The sequence below is a fragment of the Comamonas sp. MYb69 genome (genome assembly GCF_037479315.1).
GTDB lineage: Bacteria > Pseudomonadota > Gammaproteobacteria > Burkholderiales > Burkholderiaceae_C > Comamonas.
The window spans coordinates 51,997-77,988 of the sequence record NZ_JBBGZG010000006.1 but is presented as its reverse complement, the minus strand read 5'-3'; the positions used below and the strand labels follow the sequence as shown (position 1 = coordinate 77,988).

At 65.2% G+C, this 25,992-nt stretch carries 15 protein-coding genes and 2 tRNA genes; 8 read left to right on the top strand and 9 right to left on the bottom strand.

Features of this window, described 5'->3' with window-relative positions; genetic code table 11:
• Positions 1-301: 301 nt before the first annotated feature.
• From WH303_RS10180 to WH303_RS10165, 4 genes are all read right to left on the bottom strand, one after another.
• Positions 302-790, bottom strand: a complete 489-nt coding sequence (locus WH303_RS10180; RefSeq protein WP_021027939.1) for a copper chaperone PCu(A)C — start codon at positions 788-790, stop codon at positions 302-304.
• Positions 791-961: 171 nt separating this feature from the next.
• Positions 962-1,037, bottom strand: a tRNA-Lys gene (locus WH303_RS10175).
• Positions 1,038-1,104: 67 nt separating this feature from the next.
• Positions 1,105-1,180, bottom strand: a tRNA-Lys gene (locus WH303_RS10170).
• 197 nt (positions 1,181-1,377) lie between these two features.
• The gene (locus WH303_RS10165; RefSeq protein WP_021027940.1) at positions 1,378-2,355 is read right to left on the bottom strand and encodes a GMP reductase; all 978 of its coding nucleotides are present in this window, start codon (positions 2,353-2,355) and stop codon (positions 1,378-1,380) included.
• A 293-nt stretch (positions 2,356-2,648) separates the two neighbouring features.
• Between WH303_RS10165 and WH303_RS10160 the strand changes: the two genes are divergently transcribed.
• Both WH303_RS10160 and WH303_RS10155 read left to right on the top strand, forming a co-directional pair.
• Positions 2,649-5,102, top strand: a complete 2,454-nt coding sequence (locus WH303_RS10160; protein WP_339518301.1) for a UvrD-helicase domain-containing protein — start codon at positions 2,649-2,651, stop codon at positions 5,100-5,102.
• 295 nt (positions 5,103-5,397) lie between these two features.
• The gene (locus tag WH303_RS10155; protein ID WP_339518300.1) at positions 5,398-6,531 is read left to right on the top strand and encodes an FUSC family protein; all 1,134 of its coding nucleotides are present in this window, start codon (positions 5,398-5,400) and stop codon (positions 6,529-6,531) included.
• Between the two features lie 51 nt (positions 6,532-6,582).
• On the opposite strand, the gene WH303_RS10150 is transcribed toward WH303_RS10155, so the two are convergent.
• From WH303_RS10150 to WH303_RS10140, 3 genes are all read right to left on the bottom strand, one after another.
• A complete protein-coding gene (locus WH303_RS10150) occupies positions 6,583-7,380 on the bottom strand; it encodes a BPSS1780 family membrane protein (protein WP_339518299.1) in 798 nt (265 codons plus the stop codon).
• Positions 7,381-7,519: 139 nt separating this feature from the next.
• A complete protein-coding gene (locus tag WH303_RS10145) occupies positions 7,520-8,476 on the bottom strand; it encodes a homoserine kinase (RefSeq protein ID WP_312990188.1) in 957 nt (318 codons plus the stop codon).
• Between the two features lie 127 nt (positions 8,477-8,603).
• Complete coding sequence (locus WH303_RS10140; protein ID WP_312417265.1) at positions 8,604-8,978, bottom strand: hypothetical protein; 375 nt, start codon at positions 8,976-8,978, stop codon at positions 8,604-8,606.
• Between the two features lie 52 nt (positions 8,979-9,030).
• Between WH303_RS10140 and polA the strand changes: the two genes are divergently transcribed.
• Positions 9,031-11,835 (top strand): DNA polymerase I, encoded by a 2,805-nt coding sequence (gene polA / locus WH303_RS10135; RefSeq protein ID WP_339518295.1) that lies wholly within the window; start codon positions 9,031-9,033, stop codon positions 11,833-11,835.
• A gap of 238 nt (positions 11,836-12,073) precedes the next feature.
• Positions 12,074-13,027, top strand: a complete 954-nt coding sequence (locus WH303_RS10130; RefSeq protein WP_339518294.1) for a ZIP family metal transporter — start codon at positions 12,074-12,076, stop codon at positions 13,025-13,027.
• Positions 13,028-13,052: 25 nt separating this feature from the next.
• Here WH303_RS10130 and WH303_RS10125 read toward each other — a convergent pair whose 3' ends face one another.
• Entirely contained in the window at positions 13,053-13,841 is a 789-nt protein-coding gene (locus tag WH303_RS10125) for a LytR/AlgR family response regulator transcription factor (RefSeq protein ID WP_339518293.1), read from the bottom strand.
• 64 nt (positions 13,842-13,905) lie between these two features.
• Positions 13,906-14,940: a sensor histidine kinase gene (locus tag WH303_RS10120; protein ID WP_021027571.1), complete on the bottom strand. Its 1,035-nt coding sequence runs from the start codon at positions 14,938-14,940 to the stop codon at positions 13,906-13,908.
• Positions 14,941-15,062: 122 nt separating this feature from the next.
• On the opposite strand from WH303_RS10120, the gene argH reads away from it, so the two are divergent.
• The 4 genes from argH to pbpC all read left to right on the top strand — a co-directional run bounded on the left by argH (position 15,063) and on the right by pbpC (position 25,957).
• On the top strand, positions 15,063-16,520 hold the full coding sequence (gene argH, locus WH303_RS10115; RefSeq protein ID WP_339518290.1) for an argininosuccinate lyase: 1,458 nt from the start codon (positions 15,063-15,065) through the stop codon (positions 16,518-16,520).
• Positions 16,521-16,561: 41 nt separating this feature from the next.
• Complete coding sequence (locus tag WH303_RS10110; protein WP_339518289.1) at positions 16,562-17,548, top strand: Bug family tripartite tricarboxylate transporter substrate binding protein; 987 nt, start codon at positions 16,562-16,564, stop codon at positions 17,546-17,548.
• A gap of 175 nt (positions 17,549-17,723) precedes the next feature.
• On the top strand, positions 17,724-23,693 hold the full coding sequence (locus tag WH303_RS10105) for an alpha-2-macroglobulin family protein (RefSeq protein ID WP_339518287.1): 5,970 nt from the start codon (positions 17,724-17,726) through the stop codon (positions 23,691-23,693).
• Entirely contained in the window at positions 23,690-25,957 is a 2,268-nt protein-coding gene (gene pbpC / locus WH303_RS10100) for a penicillin-binding protein 1C (protein WP_339518285.1), read from the top strand. The genes WH303_RS10105 and pbpC overlap by 4 nt, the downstream gene beginning before the upstream one ends.
• The last annotated feature ends 35 nt before the right edge of the window (positions 25,958-25,992 follow it).

Here is a 25,992-nt window from a genome sequence, read left to right as displayed (position 1 = left end):
CCTTCAAGCGTTGCGGACACCGCCGTTCGTGCATGGCATGGGCCAAGCGTGGACGGTGTTCCATTTTCAAAGCTTGTAATAATATGTCAATATCTCAGATATATTAATAATGCGCAATTGATGGAGCGCAACTATTGTGCGATCTCGGTGCCGGATTAGGCGCGGGCATGCCTGAAAAGTGTAACTAGCTTTCTTGGCAGCAATATGGCGAAGCCTGCGGTATACCGCTCAGTTGTATACAAAGGCTTATATAGTGTTCAAATAAACAACAGGCATTCCGGGAGCCTGCTGCGCCTGCCCCTCAGTGCTGGTGCTGGTGGCCGCCAGCGGCGGGTGGCTGTGCACCGGCTGCCGGGGCCAGGGCGCGCACCGGGGCGCTGACGGCAATGCTCTCCTTGGCGCCGTCGGCATGCAGCACTTCGAGCGTCAGGTCGACGTTTTCGCCAGCGGTCAGCGGCTTTTTCAGGCCCATCAGCATGATGTGGTAGCCGCCCGGCTTGAGGCTCACGGTCTGGCCGCTGGGCAGGCTGACGCTGGGCACGGCCCGCATCTTCATCACATTGTCTTCCATGCGCATCTCATGCACTTCGGCGCTGCTGGCTGCGTCGGTCTTCACGCCCACGAGCTGGGCATTGTCATGCGCCGAGCGCAGCTCCATGAAAACGCCCGAGGCCTGCTGCTGCGCGACCGTGGCGCGCGCCCAGGGATTGCTGACCGTGACATGGGCAAAAGCGCTGGAGGCGGTTGCAAACGCAAAGGCGGCGAGCAAGGAGGGGAGCAGGGGGCGCATGGTAGAGGCTGGGAGAAATGTCGGATGGAGAGAAAGAGTCCCTGCATTCTACAAGCGCAGGGTCATCATGGGCAGCAGGCGCTGCTGCGCGGCGTGAGGTGCAGGCGGGAAACGCCAAGCGGGAGGAGGAAATAAAAAACGGCCTAGGCGATAAGCCTAGGCCGTTGAACTTGGTGGGCCCTGAGTGATTCGAACACTCGACCAACGGATTAAGAGTCCGCTGCTCTACCAACTGAGCTAAGAGCCCGAAACTGTCGCACCTTGGAAATGCTTTGTTTCGTTGGCCTGCGCGGTCAATCGCAAGCCTAAAAATGTGGTGGGCCCTGAGTGATTCGAACACTCGACCAACGGATTAAGAGTCCGCTGCTCTACCAACTGAGCTAAGAGCCCACATTTGTTTGCTGTCAGCAGTGCGCTGCAGCAAGCCTTGTATTATGCACTAATTTTTACGCCTGTTCGGAAAAATACCGATATCAACCCTGGTTTTTTCCGGCAGGTCGGTTACCGCAGAGGCAAAAACGGCCCGCAAGCTGCCGGGCCGTGCCAGTGCGAGCCAGGCAGGACCTGGCTCGCGTGAGGAAGGCGCTTTACATCAGCAGATGTTCGCCGGCATTGTCGCCGCCCAGGATCACATAGTTCACCTTGCGGATGTCCATCAGGTGCTTGCCGCCCGCATAGCTGATGGAGGACTGCACGTCCTGTTCCATCTCGATCAAGGTGTCCTGCAGCTTGCCCTTGATGGGCTCGAGGATGCGCTTGCCTTCGACATGCTTGTACTCACCCTTGTTGAAGTCGCTGGCCGAGCCGTAGTACTCCTTGAACAGTTCGCCGTCGAGCTCGACGGTCTTGCCGGGCGATTCCTCATGGCCAGCGAACAGCGAGCCGATCATCACCATCGTGGCGCCAAAGCGGATGCTCTTGGCGATGTCGCCATGGCTGCGGATGCCGCCGTCGGCAATGATGGGCTTGGTGGCCACGCGCGCGCACCATTTGAGCGCCGACAGCTGCCAGCCGCCGGTGCCAAAGCCGGTCTTGAGCTTGGTGATGCAGACCTTGCCTGGGCCCACGCCCACCTTGGTGGCATCGGCGCCCCAGTTTTCCAGGTCGATCACGGCCTCAGGCGTGGCCACATTGCCGGCGATCACAAAGGCCTCGGGCAGCTTTGCTTTCAGGTAGCCGATCATGTTCTTCACGCTGTCGGCATGGCCATGGGCGATGTCGATGGTGATGTATTCGGGGCAGATGTCGTCGGCGACAAAGCGGTCGACCACGTCGTAGTCGGCCTGCTTGACGCCCAGCGAGATCGAGGCGAACAGGCCTTGCGACTGCATGGCCTTGGTGAAGGCCACATTGTCGATGTCAAAGCGGTGCATCACATAGAAGTAGCCGTGTTGCGCCAAAAACTTGCAGATCTTCTCGTCCAGCACGGTCTTCATGTTGGCAGGCACCACCGGCAGGCGGAAGGTGCGGTTGCCCAGGACAACGCTGGCGTCACATTCCGAGCGGCTCTCCACGCGGCACTTGCGGGGCAGCAAAAGAATGTTGTCGTAGTCGAAGATTTCCATTTGATTCCAAGCTCCATAAAAGGTCGCAGCGAACTATTTCGCAGCGATGGGGCGCTTGGCTTGGAGACCGGTCGGGCAGGGCGCTTCGCGTTGGAAAGCCCTCTTTTGTGCTGTTGCAGACACAAAAAAACCGGGTCACAAGAAACTTGGGCCCGGTGACTGATTCTAGCAGCATGCACCGGCTTTGCAAAAGCCTTGCCGGCCGCTGCAGTATGTGCAGGCGGCAGGCAAGACCACCAGGCGCTTGCCGGGCGGGCGCCTCGCCGGCCTGCCGATCTCCCTACAATGCTGGCATGGATTCGAATGATTTGTTTGCGCTGCCGCCCGATGCCGGTGGTTCTGGCCATTTGCCACTGCTCAATGGCCTCAACGACGAGCAGCTTGCCGCTGCCACCTTGGAGGGCGGCCATGCGCTGATTCTGGCCGGTGCCGGCTCGGGCAAGACCCGGGTGCTGACCACGCGCATCGCCTGGCTGCTGCAGACGGGCCGCGCCACGCCCGGCGGCATTCTGGCGGTGACCTTCACCAACAAGGCCGCCAAGGAGATGCTCACCCGCCTCTCGGCGATGCTGCCCATCAATGTACGCGGTATGTGGATCGGCACCTTCCACGGGCTGTGCAACCGCATGCTGCGCGCGCATTACAAGTCGGCCAACTTGCCCCAGACCTTCCAGATCCTGGACACGCAGGACCAGCTCTCGGCGATCAAGCGCCTGTGCAAGCAGTTCCAGGTCGATGAGGAAGCGCTGCCACCCAAGCAGCTGCAGTACTTCATCAGCGGCTGCAAGGAAGAGGGGCTGCGCCCGTCGGATGTGCAGGCGCGCGACATGGCCGAGCGCAAGAAGGTCGAGCTCTACCAGCTCTACGAAGAGCAATGCCTGCGCGAAGGCGTGGTCGATTTTGGCGAGCTGATGCTGCGCTCCTACGAGCTGCTGCGCGACAACCTGCCGATCCGCCAGCACTACCAGCACCGCTTTCGCCACATGTTGGTCGACGAGTTCCAGGACACCAACCGCCTGCAGTACCTCTGGCTCAAGCAGCTGGCCGGCGACATGGTGGGCGGCAAGTTCCAGTCCCATAGCAGCGTGATTGCCGTGGGCGACGATGACCAGAGCATCTATGCCTTCCGTGGCGCGCGCGTGGGCAATATGCAGGATTTTGTGCGTGAGTTCGAGGTGCGCCAGCAGATCAAGCTCGAGCAGAACTACCGCAGCTACAGCAATATCCTCGACAGCGCCAATGCGCTGATCAGCCACAACAGCAACCGCCTGGGCAAGAACCTGCGCACCGACCAGGGCCCGGGCGAGCCGGTGCGGGTGTCCGAGAGCGCCACCGACATGGCCGAGGCGCAGTGGATGGTCGAGGAGATCAAGTCGCTGATCAAGAGCGATGGCTTTGCACGCAGCGAGATCGCCGTGCTCTACCGCAGCAATGCCCAAAGCCGGATTCTGGAAACCAGCCTGTTCAACGCTGGTGTGCCTTACCGCGTGTATGGCGGCCTGCGCTTTTTCGAGCGCGCGGAAATCAAGCATGCGCTGGCCTATCTGCGCCTGCTCGAGAACCCGCATGACGACACCAGCTTCATGCGGGTGGTGAACTTTCCGCCGCGCGGCATTGGTGCGCGTACCACCGAGCAACTGCAGGAAGGGGCGCAGGCCGCCGGTTGCTCGCTGTACGACGCGGTCACCGCCGTGGCTGGCAAGGCAGGCACCAAGCTGCAGTCCTTTGTCGCGATGGTCGATGTGCTGCGTGAGGAAACCCAGGGCAAGACCCTGCGCGAGACCATCGAGCGCATGCTGGTGGTGAGCGGCCTGATCGAGCACTACCAGAGCGAAAAGGAAGGCGCCGACCGCATCGACAACCTGGGCGAGTTGGTGACCGCCGCCGAGAGCTTTGTCACCCAGGAAGGCTTTGGCAAGGATGCCGTGGCCATTCCGATCGACGAGCAGCAGGCCATGGGCGTGCCAGGCAGTGGCCAAAGCCCCGTGAGCCAAGGGCTGGACCCGGATGCACCGCTGCTCGATACCCCACTGCCCGATGCCGCCAACCCGGCGATGGTGAACCCCGATACCGGCGAAACCTTGTCGCCGCTGGTGGCCTTTTTGACCCATGCGGCGCTGGAGGCTGGTGACAACCAGGCCCAGGCCGGCCAGGACGCCGTGCAGATGATGACCGTGCATGCCAGCAAGGGCCTGGAGTTTGATGTGGTCTTTATCGGCGGGCTCGAAGAGGGCCTGTTCCCGCACGAGAACGCGATGACCGACACCGGCGGGCTGGAGGAAGAGCGCCGCCTGATGTATGTGGCCATCACCCGGGCGCGCAAGCGCCTGTACCTGAGCACCTCGCAGACGCGCATGCTCCACGGCACCACGCGCTACAACGTGCGCAGCCGCTTCTTGGATGAGCTGCCCGAACGCGCGCTGAAATGGCTCACGCCCAAGCATTCGGGCTTTGGCAGTGGCATGGGCAGCCTGGCTTACGGCGGAGGCGGCGGCAGCGGCCGTTCATCGGGCGGTGGCTATGGCGATGCCGCGCCCAGCATGTGGGGCAAGACCCCCGTGCCGGTGCAAAAGGCCGAGCCCGCGCATGGCATCAAAAAGGGCGCCAGTGTGTTCCACAACAAGTTTGGCGAAGGCAAGGTGCTGGCGGTGGAAGGCACCGGCGACGATGCCCGCGCCCAGGTGAATTTTCCGCGCCATGGCACCAAGTGGCTGGCGCTGTCGGTGGCCAAGCTGACGGTGGTGTAAGCCCTCGTTGCAAGCCTGGTAGGTCGTGCTTGGATAGTGGGCACCAACATCAGGCTTGCCATAAATAGTTGCATGGGATACTATATGGGCTGCTCATCGGCATACGCAGCCCCTGCTGCGTCCTGACTTGGTACCCCTAACAGGACCAGCGCTCGCCATCCCTGTACGCGCACAGGCTGGCGCCCGTGCTGCTTTTTAGCTGGTGAGTCTCCACTTTCCTATCCCAGCCACACTGGCTGGCCGCTGTGCCGGCCAGGCTGCGCGTTGGCCAGTTGCTGGGTAGACGAGGATGCCCATGACACCTGCCCGCAAGATCGACATGACCACCCCAGCCATTGGCCGCCACCAGGCACTGCGCCACCTGCTGTCACCGCGCCAGCTGCGTGACAGCGTCCGCCTGCAACCGCTTCCCTCCCTGCACATTGCGCTGGTTGCGGCCATGCAGGCAGCGCTGGCGGTGCTGCTGGCCCTGGTGGCTGCGCGCCTGTCGCCCTGGCCGCAGCTGGTGGGGCCTTTGGGGCTGGGCGCGTTGGCCGCATTGTTTGGCCGCTTTGCAGCGCCGGGCCGGCGCATGCGCATCGTCGGCATCTGCGCGGCCATGTTGTGCGCGGCGGTGTTTTTGCCGTCGCTTGCCTCCTGGGCCGGGCTGCCCGCCCAGGCTATGGTGGGGGTGCTGGCGCTGGTCGCTGGCGCGGCCACCTTGGCGGTCAGCCACTGGCGCCTGGGTGGGCCGGGCGCGGTGATTGTGGTGTTCGCCGCCGGTGCCTCGCTGGCGCCGGTGCACAGCGGGCAGCAGCTGCTGGAGCGGACCTTGGGCACCTTGGCTGGGGGCCTGTTGGCAGCCCTGGTCTGCTGGGCCACCGATGGCCTGCGCCACCAGGCCGTGCAGCGCGTGCAACTGCCCGCGCAGCCGCAGCGCCCCTGGCCCGCCGAGTTAGCCGCCGCCGGCCGCATTGTGCTCGGTGCTGGCCTGGCCGCCTGGGTGGCCCAGGCCGCTGGCTGGCAGCATCCGGCCTGGGCGGCGATTGGCGCCACGGCGGTGATGCAGGGCAGCCATCTGCACATCACGATGAACCGGGCGCTGCAGCGCATGGTGGGCACGATGCTGGGCGCGCTGGTCGCCGGTCTGATTTTGTCGCTGGAGCCATCGTTTTGGTGGATTGCCGCAGCCATCGTCGCGCTGCAGTTCATCACCGAGGTGAGCATTGGCTACAACTACGCCCTGGGCCAGATCACCGTCACGCCCATGGCCTTGCTGATGACGCATCTGGCTTCTTCGCCCCAGGCCCCCTTGGCCATGCCGCTGGAGCGGGTGCTCGACACCGTGCTGGGCGCGGCACTGGGTATCGTGTTTGCGCTGGCGCTGTCCAGCTTGGAAGACCGCGCGCAGCTGCACCGCCTGCACCATGGCGACGGTCCTCAGCGATGAAAAAAGCCCGGGCTGTGGGACGCAGGCCGGGCTGGGGTGAGCGGGTAGGGCTTAGAGCGCGACGCTGTCAGTCTGGTCCGGCGCTTCAAAGCAGTCGCGAAAGCTGAATACCACCGAGGTCAGGAACATCGTGGCCAGCATCAGCGAGCCGGCAATGGCAATCGCCGCAGCTGCCCAGGCGCCCAGCAGAGTGCCCAGCAGCGCAGACAGCAAGGCCATGGCGATGCCAAAGCCGATGCCGACAGCCATCCAGGCCAGGCCAAACATCGTGAAGGCGCCGATATTGCGGCTGCAGGCGATCAGGCTGAAGAACACCGCCTTGATGGCGGGAACGCGGTGCCAGTAAATGAGGCCAGGCGCATGCCAGAACAGCAGCGACAGCGGGATGTACAGCAGCATGGTGGCGAACATGGCCTGCTGGAAGGCCGGTTGCTCGACGATCTCACGCGTGATCTCGCCGCCCATCAGGTTGAGGCGGGCGAACTGGCCGCCATCGAACAGCGCCGAAAAGCCCAGCACCAGCAGGAACGACAGCGCATAGAACACACCCAGCACGACAAAGGAATTGCGCCGCTCCTTGTCCACACGCAGCGCAGCCAGCACCACCGGCAAAGTCGGGCGCGTGCCCTGGGCCGTCAGCGCAGCGCCAATCATCATGCACAGGGTGGAGACCGGCAGCAGCGCCAGCGCGATAAAGGTGCCGGCAATCGGGATGGCGCCGATCAGGGACATCACCATCATCGACAGAAAGAACAGCGAAGTGAGGGCCAGGGCCTGTGTCTTGAAGGTTTTGAAGCCGTCTTGCACCCAGGTCACACCCTGGCGGGCAGTGGCGATACGAAGTTTCATGCACCAGCGCGCTGCAGCGTTGGCTGCAGCGATAAAAAATCAAAGGGGATGGCGCACTGTAACCCATGCGCCCAAGGGGCAGGCACCCATATGGGCATGGTGCGTGCGGGCGCGCCCCGGGCCGCCTGGAGCCAGTGGCTTATTTCAGCTGGTAAGGCGTGGCCAGGCGTGCGCGCAGCACGCGCTCGAAATGGGTCGGGTCGTGCGGCTTGAGCAGCGAAGCTTCGCGCGGCAGGTAGAAGTCCCACAGGCGCGAGATCCAAAAGCGCAGTGCGCCAGCACGCAGCATGGCGTTGAGCAGTTCGCGCTCGCAGGCCTGCAGCGGGCGCACGGCCTGGTAGGCGGCCAGCAGCGCATCGGCACGTGCCAGATCGATGGCGCCGGTGGCCAGGTCGATGCACCAGTCGTTGATGACCACGGCAATGTCGAACAGCCAGGTATCAACACCAGCGAAATAGAAGTCAAAGATGCCCGTCAGCGTCTCGCCCTCGAACATCGCATTGTCGCGGAACAGATCGGCATGCACCGGGCCGCGCGGCAGTGCGGTATAGGCCGAGCTTTGCGCCACATGGTTCTGGTAGGCCAGCTCGCTGCGCAGCAGCTCGGCAGTGGCGCTGTCCAGGTAGGGCAGCACGACGGGCACGGTCTCGTTCCACCAGGGCAGGCCACGCAGATTGGGCTGCTGGCGCGGGTAGTCGAGGGCGGCCTGGTGCATTCTGGCCAGCACCTCGCCCAGCGATTGGCAATGCGCCGCCTGGGGCGCCAGCTGGCTCTTGCCGGGCAGCTTGCCGACGATGGCAGCGGGCTTGCCCTCGACCTGCAGCAGGATGTCGCCGGTCTTGCCATCGGCCTGGGGCTCGGGCACGGGCACGCCGGCCTTGGCCAGGTGCTTCATCAGGTACAGATAGAACGGCAGCTGGTCGGCGCGCAGGCGCTCGAACAGGGTCAGCACGTACTCGCCCTGGCTGGTGGTCAGAAAGTAGTTGGTGTTTTCAATACCGCCTTCAATACCGCGCAACGAGACGAAATCGCCCAGTGGGACGCGCTTGAGCAAGGCCTTGGCAGCCTTGTCGGATACTTCGGTGAAAACAGCCATGGATGTATATCGTCACTACAAAAACAAGGCCAGCCTCTGTGGCTGGCCTGGCCCGCTAAGCGGCGGGTGCAAAGGGGCGATTATCGCAAGCCTGCGCGGCGCTGGGCTATTCGCTCTGGTATCGCGCTCAGAAATTGCCGATATTCCAGACGCGCTTCTTGCTTTGGGTGTCGCCAAAGCCGTCAGGGCGGGCGCGGGCGCCGTCGGTGGGCTTGACCTCGTAGCCGGGCATATTGCCCATCTTGGGCTGCACATGGATGCTCTGGGTCTGGCCGCCAATGCGCACCTCGTCGATGCGGCTGCCCGCGTCTTCCACCCGGATGTACTCGGCCTTCTGGTTGTACTTGTCGTTCGCGGGCGCTGCGTCGGCAGGGGCCGCTGGCTGTGCAGCGGGTTGCGCCGCAGGCGGCTCGGCAGGAGCTGCGGGTTGCTGGGCCAGCGCAGGGGCTGCCAGCACCAGTGCCAGGGCCTGGGCGATGAAAGAAGTGGTAATTGCGCGCATGGCCCAATTGTAAGTTGTCGCCCGGTGTTTGCGTACCGGGCACAATGTCAATATGCGTAATCCTCCTACTTTAGTGCTGGTGGACGGTTCCAGCTATCTGTACCGTGCCTACCATGCCATGCCCGATCTTCGTGCGGTTCCCGGCGATCCTGCCAGCCCGGCCACCGGCGCCATCCGCGGCATGGTCAATATGATGCAGGCGTTGCGTAAAGACATACAGGCCGACTATGCGGTCTGTGTTTTCGATGCCAGCGGCCCGACCTTCCGCGACGCGCTCTACACCGAGTACAAAGCCACACGCTCGCCGATGCCCGATGACCTGCGCTCGCAGATCGCCCCTATCCACGAGGTGGTGCAGCTGCTGGGCTGGAAGATTCTGGCCGTGCCCGGTGTCGAGGCCGATGACGTCATCGCCACCCTGGCGCAGATGGCTGCGCAGCAGGGCATCCAGGTGATCGTCTCCAGCGGCGACAAGGACTTGAGCCAGCTGGTCAATGAGCATGTGACCATCATCGACACGATGAATGGCAAGCGCCGCGATGTGGCCGGCGTCACCACCGAATTTGGCGTGCCGCCCTCGCAAATGGTGGAGTACCAAGCCTTGGTGGGCGATACGGTCGACAACGTGCCCGGCGTCAGCAAGGTGGGCCCCAAGACCGCCGCCAAGTGGCTGGAGGAGCACGGCTCGCTCGACCAGCTGATTGCCAAGGCCGACACGATCAAGGGCGTTGCTGGCCAGAACCTGCGCGATGCGATCGCCAGCGGCCAGCTGGCGCTCAGCCGCCAGTTGGTGACGATGAAGACCGATTGCGCGCTGGACGACTATATCCAGGGCCTGCCTGCCTTCGATGGCATTACCCTGGGCGAGCCCGATGCCGTGGCCTTGGTGCCGTTCTACGAGCAATATGGCTTCAAGGGCCTGGCGCGCGCGCTGGGCTCTGCCGCTACCCCCGCGTCCGCCAAGGCGACGGGCGACAGCGCGTCCGGCCAGGCGGGCCTGTTTGACAGCGCCGATGCCGCCGTGACCGAGGTGGCCATCGAGGCCCAGCAGCGCGATGTGGTCTACCACACCATCCTGACCGAGGCCGATCTGGACGCCTGGCTGCTGAAACTGCAGGCGGCCGAGCTGACGGCGCTGGACACCGAAACCGATTCGCTCGACGAAATGCAGGCCCGCATCGTCGGCATCTCGTTCAGCGTGCAGGTGGGTGAGGCGGCCTACGTGCCGCTGCGCCATGAAGGCCTGGATGTGCCCGAGCAGCTGCCCATCGACCTGGTGCTGGCCAAGCTCAAGCCCTGGCTGGAAGACGCCAGCAAAAAGAAGCTGGGCCAGCATGTCAAATACGACCAGCATGTGCTGGCCAACCATGGCATCCGCGTGCAGGGCTATGCGCATGACACCATGCTGCAGTCCTATGTGCTCGAAGCCGACCGCCCCCACAACCTGGGCAGCCTGGCGCTGCGCCACACCGGACGCACCGGCATCAGCTACGAAGACCTCTGCGGCAAGGGCAAGGGCCAGATCCCGTTTGCCCAGGTGCCGGTGGACAAGGCAGCGGCCTACAGCTGCGAAGACTCGGACCAGACCCTGGATGTGCACCGCGTGCTGTGGCCGCGCATCGAAGCCAATGCGGGCCTGGCGCATATCTATGCGCTGGAGATGCAGACCAGCGAGGCGCTGTTCCGCATCGAGCGCAATGGCGTGCGCATCGATGCGCCCGAGCTGGCGCGCCAGAGCAATGACCTGGGCCGCCGCATTCTGGCGCTGGAGGCCGAGGCCTATGAGATCGCCGGCCAGCAGTTCAACCTGAGCAGCCCCAAGCAGCTCGGCGAGATCTTTTTTGACAAGCTCGGCCTGCCCGTGGTGAAGAAAACCGCCACCGGCGCGCGCAGCACCGATGAAGAAGTGCTGGAAAAGCTGGCCGAGGACTACCCGCTGCCGGCCAAGATTCTGGAGCACCGCTCGCTGTCCAAGCTCAAGGGCACCTATACCGACAAGCTCGCGCAGATGGCTTTGCCCAGCGATGGCCGCGTGCACACCCACTATGCGCAGGCGGTGGCCGTGACGGGCCGCTTGTCCAGCAACGACCCCAACCTGCAGAACATTCCTGTGCGCACCGCCGAAGGCCGCCGCATCCGCGAGGCCTTTGTTGCGCCCGAGGGAAAGCTGATTGCCAGTGCCGACTACTCGCAGATCGAGCTGCGCATCATGGCGCATCTGTCGGGTGACGAGGCGCTGCTCAACGCCTTCCGCGATGGCCTGGATGTGCACCGCGCCACCGCCGCCGAGGTGTTTGGCGTGGCGCTGGACCAGGTCAGCAGCGAGCAGCGCCGCTATGCCAAGGTCATCAACTTTGGCCTGATCTACGGCATGAGCAGCTTTGGCCTGGCCAAGAACCTGGGCATCGAGACCAAGGCCGCTGCCGCCTATATCGACAAGTACTTCCAGCGCTACCCCGGCGTCAAGCGCTATATGGACCAGACCGTCGAGCTGGCCCATGCGCAGGGCTATGTCGAGACCGTGTTTGGCCGGCGCCTGGTGCTGCCCGAGATCAATGGCGGCAATGGCCCGCGCAAGAAAGCGGCCGAGCGCGCTGCGATCAATGCCCCCATGCAGGGCACGGCGGCCGATTTGATCAAGAAGGCCATGGTCGCTGTGCAGGCCAAGCTTGACGCGGACAAGCCCGAGGTGCTGGTCATCATGCAGGTGCACGATGAACTGGTGTTCGAGCTGCCTGCCGCCGAGCAGGAATGGCTGCGCACGGAGATCCCGGCCATCATGGCCAGCGTGGCCGACCTGAAGGTGCCCTTGATCGCCGAGATCGGCTTTGGCCCGAACTGGGAAAAGGCGCACTGACGCCGGTGTCCACAATCCTGGGTGGTGCTCGCAGTCGCAGAGGTTCCACTGGGGCCGTCCCAAGTCCTGTCACCTGCACAGGATTTGGGGTGGTTAATGCAACTGCGTTGCAACAAAGTGCTACCATGCGCGGCATGTTGGAGGGGGCACGGGTGCCCGGGGGCTGCGCGGATGAGCGATGGGCCGGCCCGGGTTGGCGGCGTTTTTGCCAAGCCCGGCCCCGCTGAAGGATGGTTTCATGACTTTGATCGCAATCGTGCTGGCGACCCTTGCTGCCGGTTTGGGCAGTGTGTGGGTGGCCGCAGCGCTGATGCGCACGGGCATTGGCAGCCAGGGCAGCCGCTTTGGTGCCCAGCACCTGCTGAGCCTGGCCGCAGGCGCCTTGCTCGCCACCGCCTTTGTGCATTTGCTGCCCGAGGCTTTCGAGAGCCAGATCAACCCCAAGGCGCTGTTTGTGGTGCTGCTGCTGGGTCTGGTGTTTTTCTTCTTGCTGGACAAGGCGGAGCTCTGGCACCACGGCCATGAGCACCGCCATGCGCTGCCCGAAGAGCGCGGCCATGCCCATGGCGAGCATGCGGACGGCGAGCACGCCGATGGCCAGCATGGCCATGCACACCACCACGGCCACACGCACAACAACAGCGCGGGCGGCTGGTCGCTGCTGACCGGCGACAGCGTGCACTGCTTTGGCGACGGCATCTTGATTGCGTCGGCCTTCATGGCCGATATGTGGCTGGGCATTGTGGCGGCCATCTCGGTGCTGGCCCATGAGGTGCCCCACCATATGGGCGACCTGGTGGTGCTGTCGGGCAATGGCAGCCGCAGCCAGAGCAAGGTGGCCTTGCTCAAGCTGTCGCTCGCCGGTGCGGTGACGGCACTGGGCGGCGTGGTTGGCTATTTCCTGGTCAGCTCACTGGCGGATTTTCTGCCGTACTTCCTGGCCATTGCGTCGAGCAGCTTTATCTATGTGGCTCTCGCTGATCTGATCCCGCAGCTGCAGCGCCAGCTGACGGCCAAGCAGACGGTGCAGCAGGTGGTCTGGCTGGCCATCGGCATGGTGGTGGTGAGCGCGGTCAGCACCTGGGCGCATGGCGACCATGACCACCATGGCCATGCACACGGCCCGGCCGAGCAGCATGAGGCCCATGGCACGAATGACGCGCATGGCGACCACGACGGGCACAAGCACTGAGATAGAAGAAGCGAAAGGGTAGGGCTCAGCCTGCGCGCAGGCCGCTGCCCTTGTTGGCCAGCAAGGCCCGCACCACCGGCAGCTGGCGCCGCGAGACCAGCAGCACATCCTCGATGCCAAACAGGCGCAGCTGCCAGCCATCGCTGTCGTCCCCGCCCCAGGCCTTCTCCAGGCAGCGTATCGCAGACGGCGCCACCAGCGCATTGCGGTGCACGCGCAAATAGCGCTTGGCAAAGCGCGTTTCCAGATCGTTGAGGCTGCCCGACCACAGGTAGGCATGGGCGGCGGTGCGCACGGTCACATATTTCAGCTCGGATTTGAAATACAGCACATCGGCCAGGCGCACCCGTTCGGTACGGCCCCGGTCGGTGATCAGCAGGGTGTCGGCGTCCAGATCGGGCTCGGGCTGGGCAGGGGCCTGGCGCAGCGCATGGGCCTGGGCAACCAAGGCCACCTTGTGCAGTGCGGCCGCCAGGCGCTCGCGCCGCACCGGCTTGGTCAGGTAGTCGGCGGCATTGACTTCGAAGGCGCTCAGCGCATGCTCGGGGTGGGCGGTGACAAAGACCACGGCGGGGGCTGTGGGCTGCTGCTGCAGCTGGCGCGCCAGCTCCATGCCGCTGTGCCCCGGCATATGGATGTCCAGCAGCAGCACATCAAAGGGCTCGCTCCGCGCCGTGGCGCTGGCCAGCGCCTGCAGCGCCTCGGGCGCATTGGCGGCCTCGTGCACGGCGCTGGGCGCTGGTGTTATCTCGACCAGCAGGCGCCGCAGCCGGCTTCGGGCCAGCGCTTCATCATCCACAATCAATACTCGCATGGCCGCTATGCTAGCGGAGCCCGGTGCCGCCTGCCAACACCGGCCGTCGTGTCGTTGCACCCGCTCAAGCAGGGATGCTGATGCGCACCATGTAGATGCCGTCCTTGCTCGTCGCCTTGAAGTCGTATTCGAGGTCGTAGAGCAGGCGCAGGCGCTTTTTCACATTCAGGATGGCCGTGCCGGTGCCGGCGCGCCGCTCGGGCTGGGGGGCGCTAAAGGGGCGCGGCGTGGTGTTGATGATCTGGATCTGCACCATATTGCCCCGCCGGCGCGTGGCAATGCTGATGCGGCCATGGCCATGGCTGGGCTCGATGCCGTGCTTGACGGCGTTCTCCACCAGCGGCTGCAAAAACAGCGGCGGCACGGTGGCGGCATCGGCGCGCGAGTCCAGGTTCCAGCGCACGGCCATGCGGTCGTCAAAGCGGATCTGCTCGATCGACAGGTAGCGGCGCGCCAGCATCACCTCCTCGGCCAGGGTCGAGGCCTCGCGCTTTTCGGTCAGCGCATGGCGGAACAGGTCGCTCAGGTCCTCGAGCATGGCCTCGGCTTTTTGCGGGTGGTCCTGCACCAGCGCAATGGCGCTGTTGAGCGCATTGAAGAGGAAGTGCGGCCGGATGCGCGCCTGCAGCTCGGCCAGGCGTGCGGTGGTGGCCGCCGGCGTGCGGGCCTGGGCGCGCCACTGCAGGCCCACCACCACCATCGCCGCCAAAAAGCCCCCGGCCGCTGCGCTGGCCAGCCAGGCTGTTTGCGCCGACAGGGTGGCCCACTGGTAGAGCATGGCTGCCAAGAGCCCGCAGACCACGCCCAGCGCGGCCCCGGCCAGGTACTGCCGCTGCGTGCTGCAGCGCTGCAGCAGCTTTTTTTGCTGGCAGGCCAGCACCAGCCACAGCAGGCTGGCGGGCAGCACCACGGCGGTGAGCAGCGCCAGCTGAAAGAACCAGTCGGCCAGGCCGCTGGCACCAAAGGCGGCGGCAATGGCCACCACAGTCTCGACCAGGGCCACGGTGCGGCCGATCACGCTGGCGGTGCAGGCATCAAACACATAGGCGGTGCCGACGATGGCTTCGCGTGGTGCTGGATTAGTTGATGTTGCTGGCATGGTCGTGCAGGGTCGATAAAATCCTGGTTTTTCGCCCAGGGCTTTGGCGGGCCTCAGGCACAGCACCGGAGGCTGTGTTTCCGCAGCGCAACTGGCAGCTTAACCCGAATATTGCGACCTTCATGTCTACACCACAAGCTTCGTCTCCTTCGCACAACCAGCTCGATTCCAAGTCCGAAGCCTGGTCGGCGCTGTTCTCCGAACCCATGAGCGATCTGGTCAAGCGCTACACCTCCAGTGTGTTTTTCGACAAGCGCCTGTGGCAGGCAGACATCCAGGGCAGCCTGGCCCACGCGCAGATGCTCTGCGCACAGAAGATCATCGGCGAGCAGGACCTGGCTTCCATCGAGCAAGGCATGGAGCAGATCACCTCGGAGATCGAAGCGGGCAGCTTTGAGTGGAAGCTGGACCTGGAAGACGTGCACCTGAACATCGAAGCGCGCCTGACCCAGCTGGTGGGCGATGCCGGCAAGCGCCTGCACACCGGCCGCAGCCGCAATGACCAGGTCGCCACCGATGTGCGCCTGTGGCTGCGCGGCGAGATCGACCTGATCGAAGGCCTGCTGGGCGAGCTGCAGCTGTCGCTGGTGGAAGTGGCCGAGAAGAATGTCGACGTGATCCTGCCGGGCTTTACCCACCTGCAGGTGGCCCAGCCAGTGAGCTTTGCGCACCACCTGCTGGCCTATGTGGAAATGTTCAAGCGCGATGCCGAGCGCATGCTGGATGTGCGCAAGCGCGTCAATGTGCTGCCGCTGGGCAGCGCCGCGCTGGCCGGCACCACCTACCCGCTGGACCGCGAGCGCGTGGCCCAGACCCTGGGCATGGAAGGCGTGTCCCAGAACTCGCTGGACGGCGTCAGCGACCGCGATTTCGCGATTGAGTTCAGCGCCGCAGCGTCGCTGTGCATGGTGCACATCAGCCGTCTGTCGGAAGAGCTGATCATCTGGATGAGCCAGAACTTTGGCTTTGTGCGCATTGCCGACCGCTTCACCACCGGCTCGTCGATCATGCCGCAGAAGAAGAACCCCGATGTGCCCGAGCTGGCGCGCGGCAAGACCGGCCGCGTGGTCGGCCACCTGATGGGCCTGATCACCTTGATGAAGGGCCAGCCGCTGGCCTACAACAAGGACAACCAGGAAGACAAGGAGCCGCTGTTCGACACCGTCGACACCTTGAAGGACACCTTGCGCATCTTCGCCGAGATGATCGGCGGCCAGGTCAACCCTGCAACCGGCGCCAAGGAAGGCGGCATCACCGTCAATGCCGACAACATGCGCGCCGCTGCGCTCAAGGGCTATGCCACCGCCACCGACCTGGCCGACTACCTGGTCAAGAAGGGCCTGCCTTTCCGCGATGCCCACGAGACCGTGGCCCATGCCGTCAAGCTGGCCTCGCAAAAGGGCGTGGACCTGACCGAGCTGCCACTGGCCGAGCTGCAGGCCTTCAACCCCAACATCGAAGCCAATGTGTTCGAGGCGCTGAGCCTGGAAGGCTCGCTGAACGCGCGCAACACCTTGGGTGGCACGGCGCCCGTGCAGGTGCGTGCCCAGCTGGCCAAGCACCGCACGCGCCTGGCATAAGCCTTGCTTGATTGGCTTGTCCTTCTTCTTGAAAGCTACGCATGTCCTTGAGCCGCCGCCATGTCTCCCTGCAACTGCTGGCCGCTGCTGCGGCCGGGTCGCTGGCTGGTCCCAGCTGGGCGGCGGGCTACAACAAGGGCAAGCCGGTGCGGCTGCTGGTGGGCTTTCCACCGGGCGGCGGCACCGATGTGATCGCGCGGCTGCTGGCCGAGAAGATGAAGGACAGCCTGGGCACCTCGGTCGTGGTGGAGAACAAGCCCGGCGCGGGCGGCCAGATTGCGGCCCAGATCCTCAAGGCCTCGCCAGCCGATGGCGCGACCTTCTTCGTCACCCACGACCACACGATCTCCATCCTGCCCCAGGTCGTCAAGAACCCGGGGTTTGACCCGCATGCGGACTTTGTGCCGGTGGCCGGTTTTGCCAGCTTTGTCAATGCGATTGCGGTCTCCGACGGCCTGGGCGTGCGCAGCTTCGAGGCCTATCTGCAGTGGCTCAAAAAGCAGGGCGGCAAGAGTGCGGTGGGCATTCCAGCGCCGGCATCGACGCCGGAGTTCCTGGTGCGGGTGCTGAACCAGCGCTTCAAGACCGATCTGGTGTCCGTGCCGTACCGGGGCAGCGCGCCGATGCTGGCCGACATGATGGGCAACCAGATCCCTGCGGGCATTGGCTCGGTGCAGGATTTCATTGAAAGCCACAAGGCCGGCAAGATCCGCGTGTTGGCGGTGCTGGGCGGCAAGCGCCAGCAGGCCTTGCCCGATGTGCCCACCTTGAGCGAACTGGGTCTGTCGGGCCTGGAAGACATGCCCTACTACGGCATCTATGCCGCCGCTGGCACGCCCGCCGAGATGGTACAGGCCGTATCGCAGGCGGTTGCCAAGGCCGTGGCCGCCCCCGATGTGCATGAGCAGCTGGTGGGCATGGGGCTGAGCGTGGGCTATATGACGCCCGAGCAGCTACTGGCCCGCGAGCGCGCCTATTCGGCCGTCTGGACCCGCATCATCCGCGACAGCGGTTTCCAGCCCCAGTGAGCTGGACTGGCGCTGTTGGACAGCATGGCATGCATCGGCAGAGCCCCGGCAAGCCATTAGCCTAATCAATAGCGTCATCTTGTTGCCAAATGAAACACCTGGCTGCCCTGGGCGGCCAGCCAACACTGGCGCAGGCTAATTTTGGTACGCTCTCACCATCCTAGGGGAGAGCTCCGTGAATACAACATTACAACGCTGGCTGGCGGGCGCCGGCTGGGCCGCGCTGGGCCTGTCAGCCCATGCCACAAGCATCACATCGGTGTCACCGCAGGGCGAGGTGGCCCGGGTCCGGCAAATAGTCGTCAAGTTCGATGCGGCCGTGGTGCCGATGGGCGATCTGCGTGCGGCAGCACCCGTCAAACTCGACTGCGACAACAAACAGGCCCAGAGCCAGGGGACGGGACGCTGGACGGGCCCGCGCGAATGGGTGTTTGACCTGGCCGATGACCTGCCGCCCGGTGTGCGCTGCACGGTCGAAAAGGTCGCCAACCTCAAGGATGCTGCCGGCGAGCCGGTCAAGGGCGCGGCCCAGTACCGCTTTGCCACCGGAGGGCCGTCGGTGACGCGCGTGGTGCCCAGCAGCTACCAGTCGCTCGACAGCCGCCAGTTCTTTGGCCTGCAGTTCAATGCCGATGTCGTGACCTCGACCGTAGAGGCCAGCACCTGGTGCACGGTCAAGGGCATTGGTGAGCGCATTCCGGTGCGCATCCTCAGCGCCTCGGAGTCCGATGACTTCATGCAAAGCCAGTTTGGCCGCGATAGCTTGCAGCAGCGGCCGCGCCGCCATGTGGCCTTGCAATGCCAGCGCGCGCTGCCCGAGGGTGCGCAGATGAGCCTGGTGGTGGGCGCGGGGGTGAGCACCGACAACGGCGTCAAGCAGACGCGTGAGCGCCGCTTTGACTACCAGGTGCGCCCGCCGTTCACGGCCGAGTTCAGCTGCGAGCGCGCCAATGCGCAGGCCGGCTGCCTGCCGATCCGCCCGCTCAACCTGCTCTTTAGCGCTTCGGTGGACCGCAAGCTCGCAGAAGGCATCTTCCTGGAGACCTCCAAGGGCCGCATCAAGGCCAGCTTCCCCGATGACGGCGAAGAGGGCGAGGTCAACCGCCTGCAGTTTGCGCCGCCCTTCGGCGAGAAGGAGACGATGCGCATCGTGCTGCCCCAGGGCTTCAAGGACGAATCGGACCGGCCGCTGGCCAATGCCAACCTGTTCCCGCTGCAGGTGCAAAGCGGGCTGATGCCACCGCTGGCCAAGTTTGCCGCCTCGCCGTTTGGCGTGGTCGAGCGCTTTGCCGAAGGCGACAAGGGCCCGGCCATGTTCCCGGTGACCCTGCGCAATGTGGAGCAGGACCTGCAGATCCAGGGCCTGTCGATCGAGGACAAGGGCACTGTCTCGACCCTGCAGCTGCAAAGCGATGCGGACATCATCCGCTGGTACCGCAAGCTCCAGCGCTATGACAACTGGCAGGTCAGCCGCAAGCAGGCAGCGCAGGACAGCAAGATCCCGCTGCCCAATGTGCTGCCCGATGGCGACAAGAACTATGTCGAGACCCGCATGCTCTCGCTGCTCGAAGGCCAGGCCACCAGCAAGAAGCTGGCCCTGCCCAAGACCGACAGCAAGGACCCGCGCCCCTTCGAGGTCGTGGGCATTCCGCTGGAGACCGGTTTCCATGTCGTCGAGATCGCCTCGCCCATGCTGGGCGACGCACTGCTCAACACCGACTACGACAGCGCCCGCCGCGTGATGTATGTGCGCAGCTCGGCGCTGGTGACCAACCTGGGCGTGCACTTCAAGCTCGGCCGTGAAAACGCGATGGCCTGGGTGACCAGCCTCGACAAGGGCAAGCCGGTGGCCAATGCCCAGGTGCGCATCTCCACCTGCGACGGCAAGACCCTGGTGCAGGGCACCACCGACAAGGACGGCGTGGCCCGTTTTGACAAGCTCGACACCCAGGCGCAGGTGCGCTGCGAGGCGGGCGCCAACAGCGACACCAGCGCTGCCTACTTTGTGAGCGCGCGCGCCACGGTCGATGGCAAGCAGGACATGGCCTTTGTCTGGAGCGACTGGCAGCGTGGCATCGAGAGCTGGCGCTTCAACCTGGAGACCGACAGCAGTCCCGTGCAGGACGTGGTCGCACATACTGTGCTGGACCGCAGCCTGCTGCGCGCTGGCGAGACGGTGTCGATGAAGCACCTGATCCGCAGCCAGACCATGGGCGGCCTGGGCCTGCCCGGCAAGGAGCAATTGCCCGACCAGGTGGTCATCACCCATCTGGGCAGCAATGACGAGTTTGAGCTGCCGCTGAGCTGGCAGCGTCCCGGCCAGGGCCTGTCGGCTGTTTCGGAGTTCAAGATCCCCAAGTCCGCCAAGCTGGGCACCTACCGCATCACGCTCAAGGGCGGCAAGGGCAAATGGGGATCGATGGAGATGCAGACCGGCTCGTTCCGGGTGGAAGAGTACCGCCTGCCGGTGTTCAAGGGCAGCGTGACGCCGGACCAACCTGCGCCCATCGTGCAGCCGGGCAAGCTGGGCGCCCAGGTGCAGCTGTCCTACCTCTCGGGCGGCGCAGCGGCCAAGGAGGCGGTCAAGGTCTCAGCCGCGATCCAGTCGCATGCGGTGAGCTTTGAGGACTACGACAGCTTCTCGTTTGGCCGGCCCTATTTGAGCCGCAAGCTGCCCGGCGCGGGCAACGATGGCGAGGACTACAGCAATGACCGCCGCGTGATTGCCGACAAGCTGGCGCTGACCCTGGATGCCAATGGCGTGGGCAAGGCCGAGATCGAGCAGGTGCCCAGCTCCGTGGCGCCGCAGGATCTGCTGCTGGAGGCGAGTTTTTCCGATCCGAATGGTGAGGTGCAGACCATCAGCCACCACAGCGTGATCTGGCCCGCCTCGGTGGTCGCCGGCATCAAGGCCGAGAACTGGGCCTCTACCGACAAGAAGCTGAGCTTCCAGGCGCTGTCGCTGACGCCGTCGGGCAAGCCCGTCTCTGGCGTCAAGCTGCAGGTGCGGGCGGTGGCGCGTATTGTCACCTCCACGCGCAAGCGCATGGTGGGTGGCTTCTACAGCTACGAGAACCATGAGAGCTACAAGGACCTGGGCGTGGTCTGCAGCGGCAAGAGCGATGCCAAGGGCTTGCTGGCCTGCGACACCCAGCTGAGCGAAGGTGGCGAGACCGAGCTGATCGCCGAGGCGACTGATGACAAGAACCGCAGCTCCAAGGCCGCGACCTCGGTCTGGGTGACCAAGCAGGGCGAGCTCTGGTTTGGCGGTGAAGACACCGACCGCATGGACCTGCTGCCGGAAAAGAAATCCTACAAGGTGGGTGACACCGCGCGCTTCCAGGTGCGCATGCCTTTCCGCGAGGCGACGGCGCTGGTGACGGTAGAGCGCGAAGGCGTGCTCTCCAGCCAGGTGATCACCCTGCGCGGCGATGACCCCACGGTCAACCTGAAGGTGCAAGAGGGCTGGGGCCCGAATGTCTATGTCAGCGTGATGGCGCTGCGTGGCCGCCTGCGCGAAGTGCCCTGGTACAGCTTCTTCACCTGGGGCTTCAAGTCGCCACGCGAATGGTGGACCTCGTTCTGGTACGAGGGCAAGGAGTATGTGGCGCCCACCGCGCTGGTGGACCTGTCCAAGCCCGCCTATCGCCTGGGCGCGGCCGAGATTCGCGTCGGCATTGCCGACCGCCAGCTGGCCGTGACCGTCAAGAGCGACAAGGAAAGCTACCGCATCCGCAACACCGCCAAGGTCACGATCGAAGCCAAGCTGCCCAATGGCAAGCCGGCTGCGGGCGCGGCTGTGTCGTTGGCGGCCGTGGACCAGGCCTTGCTGGAGCTCAAGAGCAATGACACCTGGGCGCTGCTCGAAGCCATGTACCAAAAGCGTTCCTGGGGCGTGGAGACCTCCACCGCCCAGATGGAAATCATTGGCCGGCGCCACTACGGCCGCAAGGCCGTGGCAGCGGGCGGCGGCGGTGGCAATGGCCAGACCCGCGAGCTGCTCGACACCCTGCTGCTGTGGCAGCCCAATGTGGTGCTGGATGCGAATGGCCGTGCCGAGGTCGATGTGCCGCTCAACGATGCGCTGACCAGCTTCAAGATCGTGGCCGTGGCCGAGAGCGGGCTGGAGCTGTTTGGCACCGGCACCACCCAGATCCGCACCACGCAGGAGCTGCAGATCATCAGCGGCCTGCCGCCTTTGGTGCGCGATGGCGACCGCTATGACGCCCAGGTCACCCTGCGCAACACCACCAGCAAGCCCATGCAGGTGCTGGTGACCCCCAAGGCGACCTTGCTGCAGCTCGAGCCGCAGACAGTGGAAGTGGCGGCCAACGAGGCCCGCACCGTGAGCTGGAGCGTGACGGCGCCGCCCGATATGTCGCAAAGCCGCCAGGGCGAGCTGCTCTGGGAGATCAGCGCCAAGGACAAGCAGGGCGATGCGGCCGATGCACTCAAGGTCAGCCAGCGTGTGGTGCCCGCCGTGGCGGTGGAGACCCTGCAGGCCACCCTGGTGCAGCTCGATGGCAGCCTGGATATGCCGGTGAGCGCACCGGCCGATGCCTTGCCCGGCCGTGGTGGCCTGAAGCTGTCGCTGGTGCCGCGCCTGGCAGAAGGCCTGCCCGGTGTGCGTGACTGGTGGCGTGCCTACCCTTACGCCTGCCTGGAGCAGACCACGAGCAAATCCATCGGCATGCAGGATGCAGCGCTGTGGAAGAGCACGATGGAACGCCTGCCCACCTACCTCGATGGCGACGGCCTGGCCAACTACTTCCCGCCGCAAGCGGGAAGCAGCAACACCGGCAGCGATGCGCTGACCGCCCACCTGCTGCAGGCCGCTTTCGAGATGAAGCGCATCGACCCCGCCTTTGCTATTCCCCCTGCGCCGCTGGGCCGCATGCAGGACGCGCTGGCCCGCTTCATCGATGGCCGCATCGAGCGCAAGTTCTGGAGCCCACGCTCCGACCTGGAAGTGCGCAAGCTCGCCGCCATCAATGCGTTGGCGCTGTATGGCAAGGCCCAGCCGCGCATGCTGACCAGCATCCAGATTGCGCCCAATGACTGGCCCACCCAGACCGTGGTGGACTGGCTGTCGATTCTGGGCCATATGAAGGATGTGCCCAACCGCAGCAAGCTGCTCGAAGAGGCCAACCAGATCCTGCGTGCGCGCCTGAGCTACCAGGGCACCAAGGTGTTGTTTGCCAACGAGAACAACGACTACTGGTGGTGGCTGATGCAAAACGGCGATACCACCCTGGCGCGCTTCCTGCTGGTGGTGATGGATGACCCGGCCTGGAAGGACGACATGCCGCGCCTGGCCAGCAGCTTCATCAGCCGCCAAAAGAGCGGTGCCTGGACGACGACCACGGCCAACCTCTGGGGCGCGCTGGCGCTGGAGCGCTTCTCGCGCACCTATGAGTCCACACCCGTGACCGGCACCACCGAGGCCAGCATGGCCGGCAAGTCCGGCACCGTGGACTGGAGCCGCGTGACCAAGGCGCAGGATGCGATTGAGCTGCTGGCCCAAGGCGGCAAGCGCACGCCCGGCCCGACCGAGCAGGTCGCGCAGTGGCTGAACAACACCATTGACCTGCCTTGGGCCGCTGGCAACCAGAGCCTCAAGGTGCAGCAAAAGGGCAGCGGCAAGCCCTGGCTGACGGTGCAGTCGCAGGCGGCCGTGCCGCTCAAGCAGCCGCTGTCGGCCGGCTACACCATCAGCAAGACCGTGGTGGCGGTGGAGCAGGCCAACAAGAACCTGCCCGCCGGCCAGTACACCCGGGGCGATGTGCTGCGCGTGACCCTGGAGGTCAACGCCAGCGCCAACATGACCTGGGTGGCGATCACCGATCCGATCCCGGGCGGCGCCACCATCCTGGGCAGCGGCCTGGGCCGGGACTCGGCACTGTCCACCGCTGGCGAGAAATCGACCGGCTGGGGCTGGAAGGCCTTTGAGGAACGGTCGTTCGAGAGCTACCGCGCCTACTATGGCTACCTGCCACAGGGCAAGCTCAGCCTGCAGTACAGCTACCGCGTCAACAACACCGGTGAGTTTGCGCTGCCATCGACCCGCGTCGAGGCGCTGTATGCGCCCGAGATGTTTGGCATGGCGCCCAACCCCAAGGTGACGGTTGTGCCCGTGGCGCCATGAGGCTGCGCGCTTTAACCCGCTGGCGGCTGCTGGCGCTGGCCTGCCTGGTGCATGCACCACTGGCCCAGGCCGTGCCCAGCTTTGGCGAGGTGCGCCAGGACTTCAGCTCGTCGGAGACGCGGGTGCTGTCGCGCGAAGGCGAGCTGCTGCAGCGCGTGCGCACCGACAGCACGGTGCGCCGGGGCGACTGGGTGGCGCTGGGCGATGTGTCGGCTGCGCTGCGCACCGCCATGCTGCTGAGCGAGGACAAGCGCTTTTACGAGCACAGTGGTGTGGACTGGGCGGCCGTCACATCGGCTGCCTGGGGCAACCTCTGGAACCAGCGCACACGCGGGGCCAGCACCATCAGCATGCAGCTGGCCGGCTTGCTTGACGGCGACTGGCGGCGCAGCAGCGGTGGCCGCTCGGTGGTGCAAAAGGTGGGCCAGACGGTGGCCGCCCAGGTGCTGGATAGGCGCTGGCAGAAGACCCAGATCCTGGAGGCCTACCTGAACCTGGTGCCATTCCGGGGCGAGCTGGTGGGCATTGATGCGCTGTCGCGCACCCTGTTTGACAAGGCCCCCCATGGCCTCGATGACCGCGAGGCGGCGGTGGCCGCTGCGCTGGTGCGCGCGCCCAATGCGCGGCCCGGCCAGGTGGGCCAGCGCGCCTGCGGTGTGCTCAAGGAGATGCGGCGCGATCCCAAGCTGGACTGCGAAGCGATTGTGTTCTTCACCGAGATCGCGCTGAAAAAGCGCGCCTTTGATGCCAGCGAAGGCATTGCGCCGCACTTCAGCCGCATTGCGCTGCGCGAGGCACGGCAAGGCGCGGATGGCAAAACCCAGCAGGCGGCCATGGCCAGCCTGCGCACCACCTTGAGCGCGCCGCTGCAGCGCTATGCGGTCGATATGCTGGGCCAGCACCTGCAGGCCTTGCAGGACAGCAATGTGCAGGACGGCGCGGTGCTGGTGCTGGACAACGCCAGCGGCGAGGTGCTGGCCTGGGTGGGGTCCTCCGGCGCACTGAGCCAGGCCCATGCGGTCGATGCGGTGCTGGCGCCGCGCCAGCCGGGCTCTACCCTCAAGCCCTTTCTCTATGGCCAGGCCATTGCCGAGCACAAGCTGACGGCTGCGTCCTTGATCGAGGATTCGCCCGCGCGCATTCCGACGGCCAGCGGCCTCTATATTCCGCAGAACTACGACCGCAGCTTCAAGGGCTGGGTGTCGGTGCGCACGGCGCTGGGCGCATCGCTCAATGTGCCGGCGGTGCGCACCCTGGTGATGGTGGGTGTGGACGATTTCTTTGACCAGCTGGTGCGCCTGGGCATGCCGATGCGCGAGAGCGGCAGCTATTTTGGCTACAGCCTGGCGCTGGGCAGCCCTGATATTCCGCTGGTGCAGCTGACCAATGCCTATCGCGCACTGGCCAATGGCGGGCGCTACAGCCCGGTGGCCTATGCGCGCGGCGGCAAGCCGCAGTTCCGCCAGGCCATGGATGCGGGTGCCGCTTATGTGGTGGGCGATATGCTGGCCGATGGCAATGCCCGCGTGCGCACCTTTGGGATGGACAGCGTGCTGGGCACGCGCAGCTGGGCGGCGGTGAAAACCGGCACCAGCAAGGACATGCGCGACAACTGGGCGGTCGGCTGGTCTGACCGCTACACGGTGGGCGTCTGGGTCGGCAATGCCAGCGGCGAGGCCATGCATTCGGTCAGCGGCACCAGCGGTGCGGCGCCGGTCTGGGCCAGCATCATGGCCTTTTTGCACCAGGGCCAGCCCAGCCGCGCACCCAAGCCGCCACCGGGCTTGCGCGAGCAATGGGTGGACTATGGCCCCGCGCCTGCGGGCCAATCAGGCGCCGGATTCGCGCTGGAGGCGCGGCGTGAGGAGTGGTTCCTGGCCGGCACCGAGCAGCCCCGCTTTGCGCTGGATGGCCAGGCGACTGGGGTCGATGAGATGGTGGGCGGCCGCAGCTTTGCCGGGCGATCGGCCGACGGCACTGGCTCGGCAGCACCGCCTGCGGTGCGCATTCTCGCCCCCGCCAATGGCACGATTGTCGCGGTGGACCCGGACATTCCACCCGAGCGCCAGCGCCTGCAGTTTGTCGCCGATTCGGCCGCTGCGCGCTGGCGCATCGATGGCAAGGATGTTGCGCGCGGCGCGCGCTGGGCCTGGCAGCCCTGGCCGGGCCGCCACCAGGTGGAGCTGGTCAATGCGCAGGGCGAGGTGCTGGACAGCATCCGCCTGGAAGTGCGCGGCGCAGGCGTCAAACAGGCCAAGCGCTAAAAGATGCGGCAGCCCCCGCAAGGGGACTGCCGCAA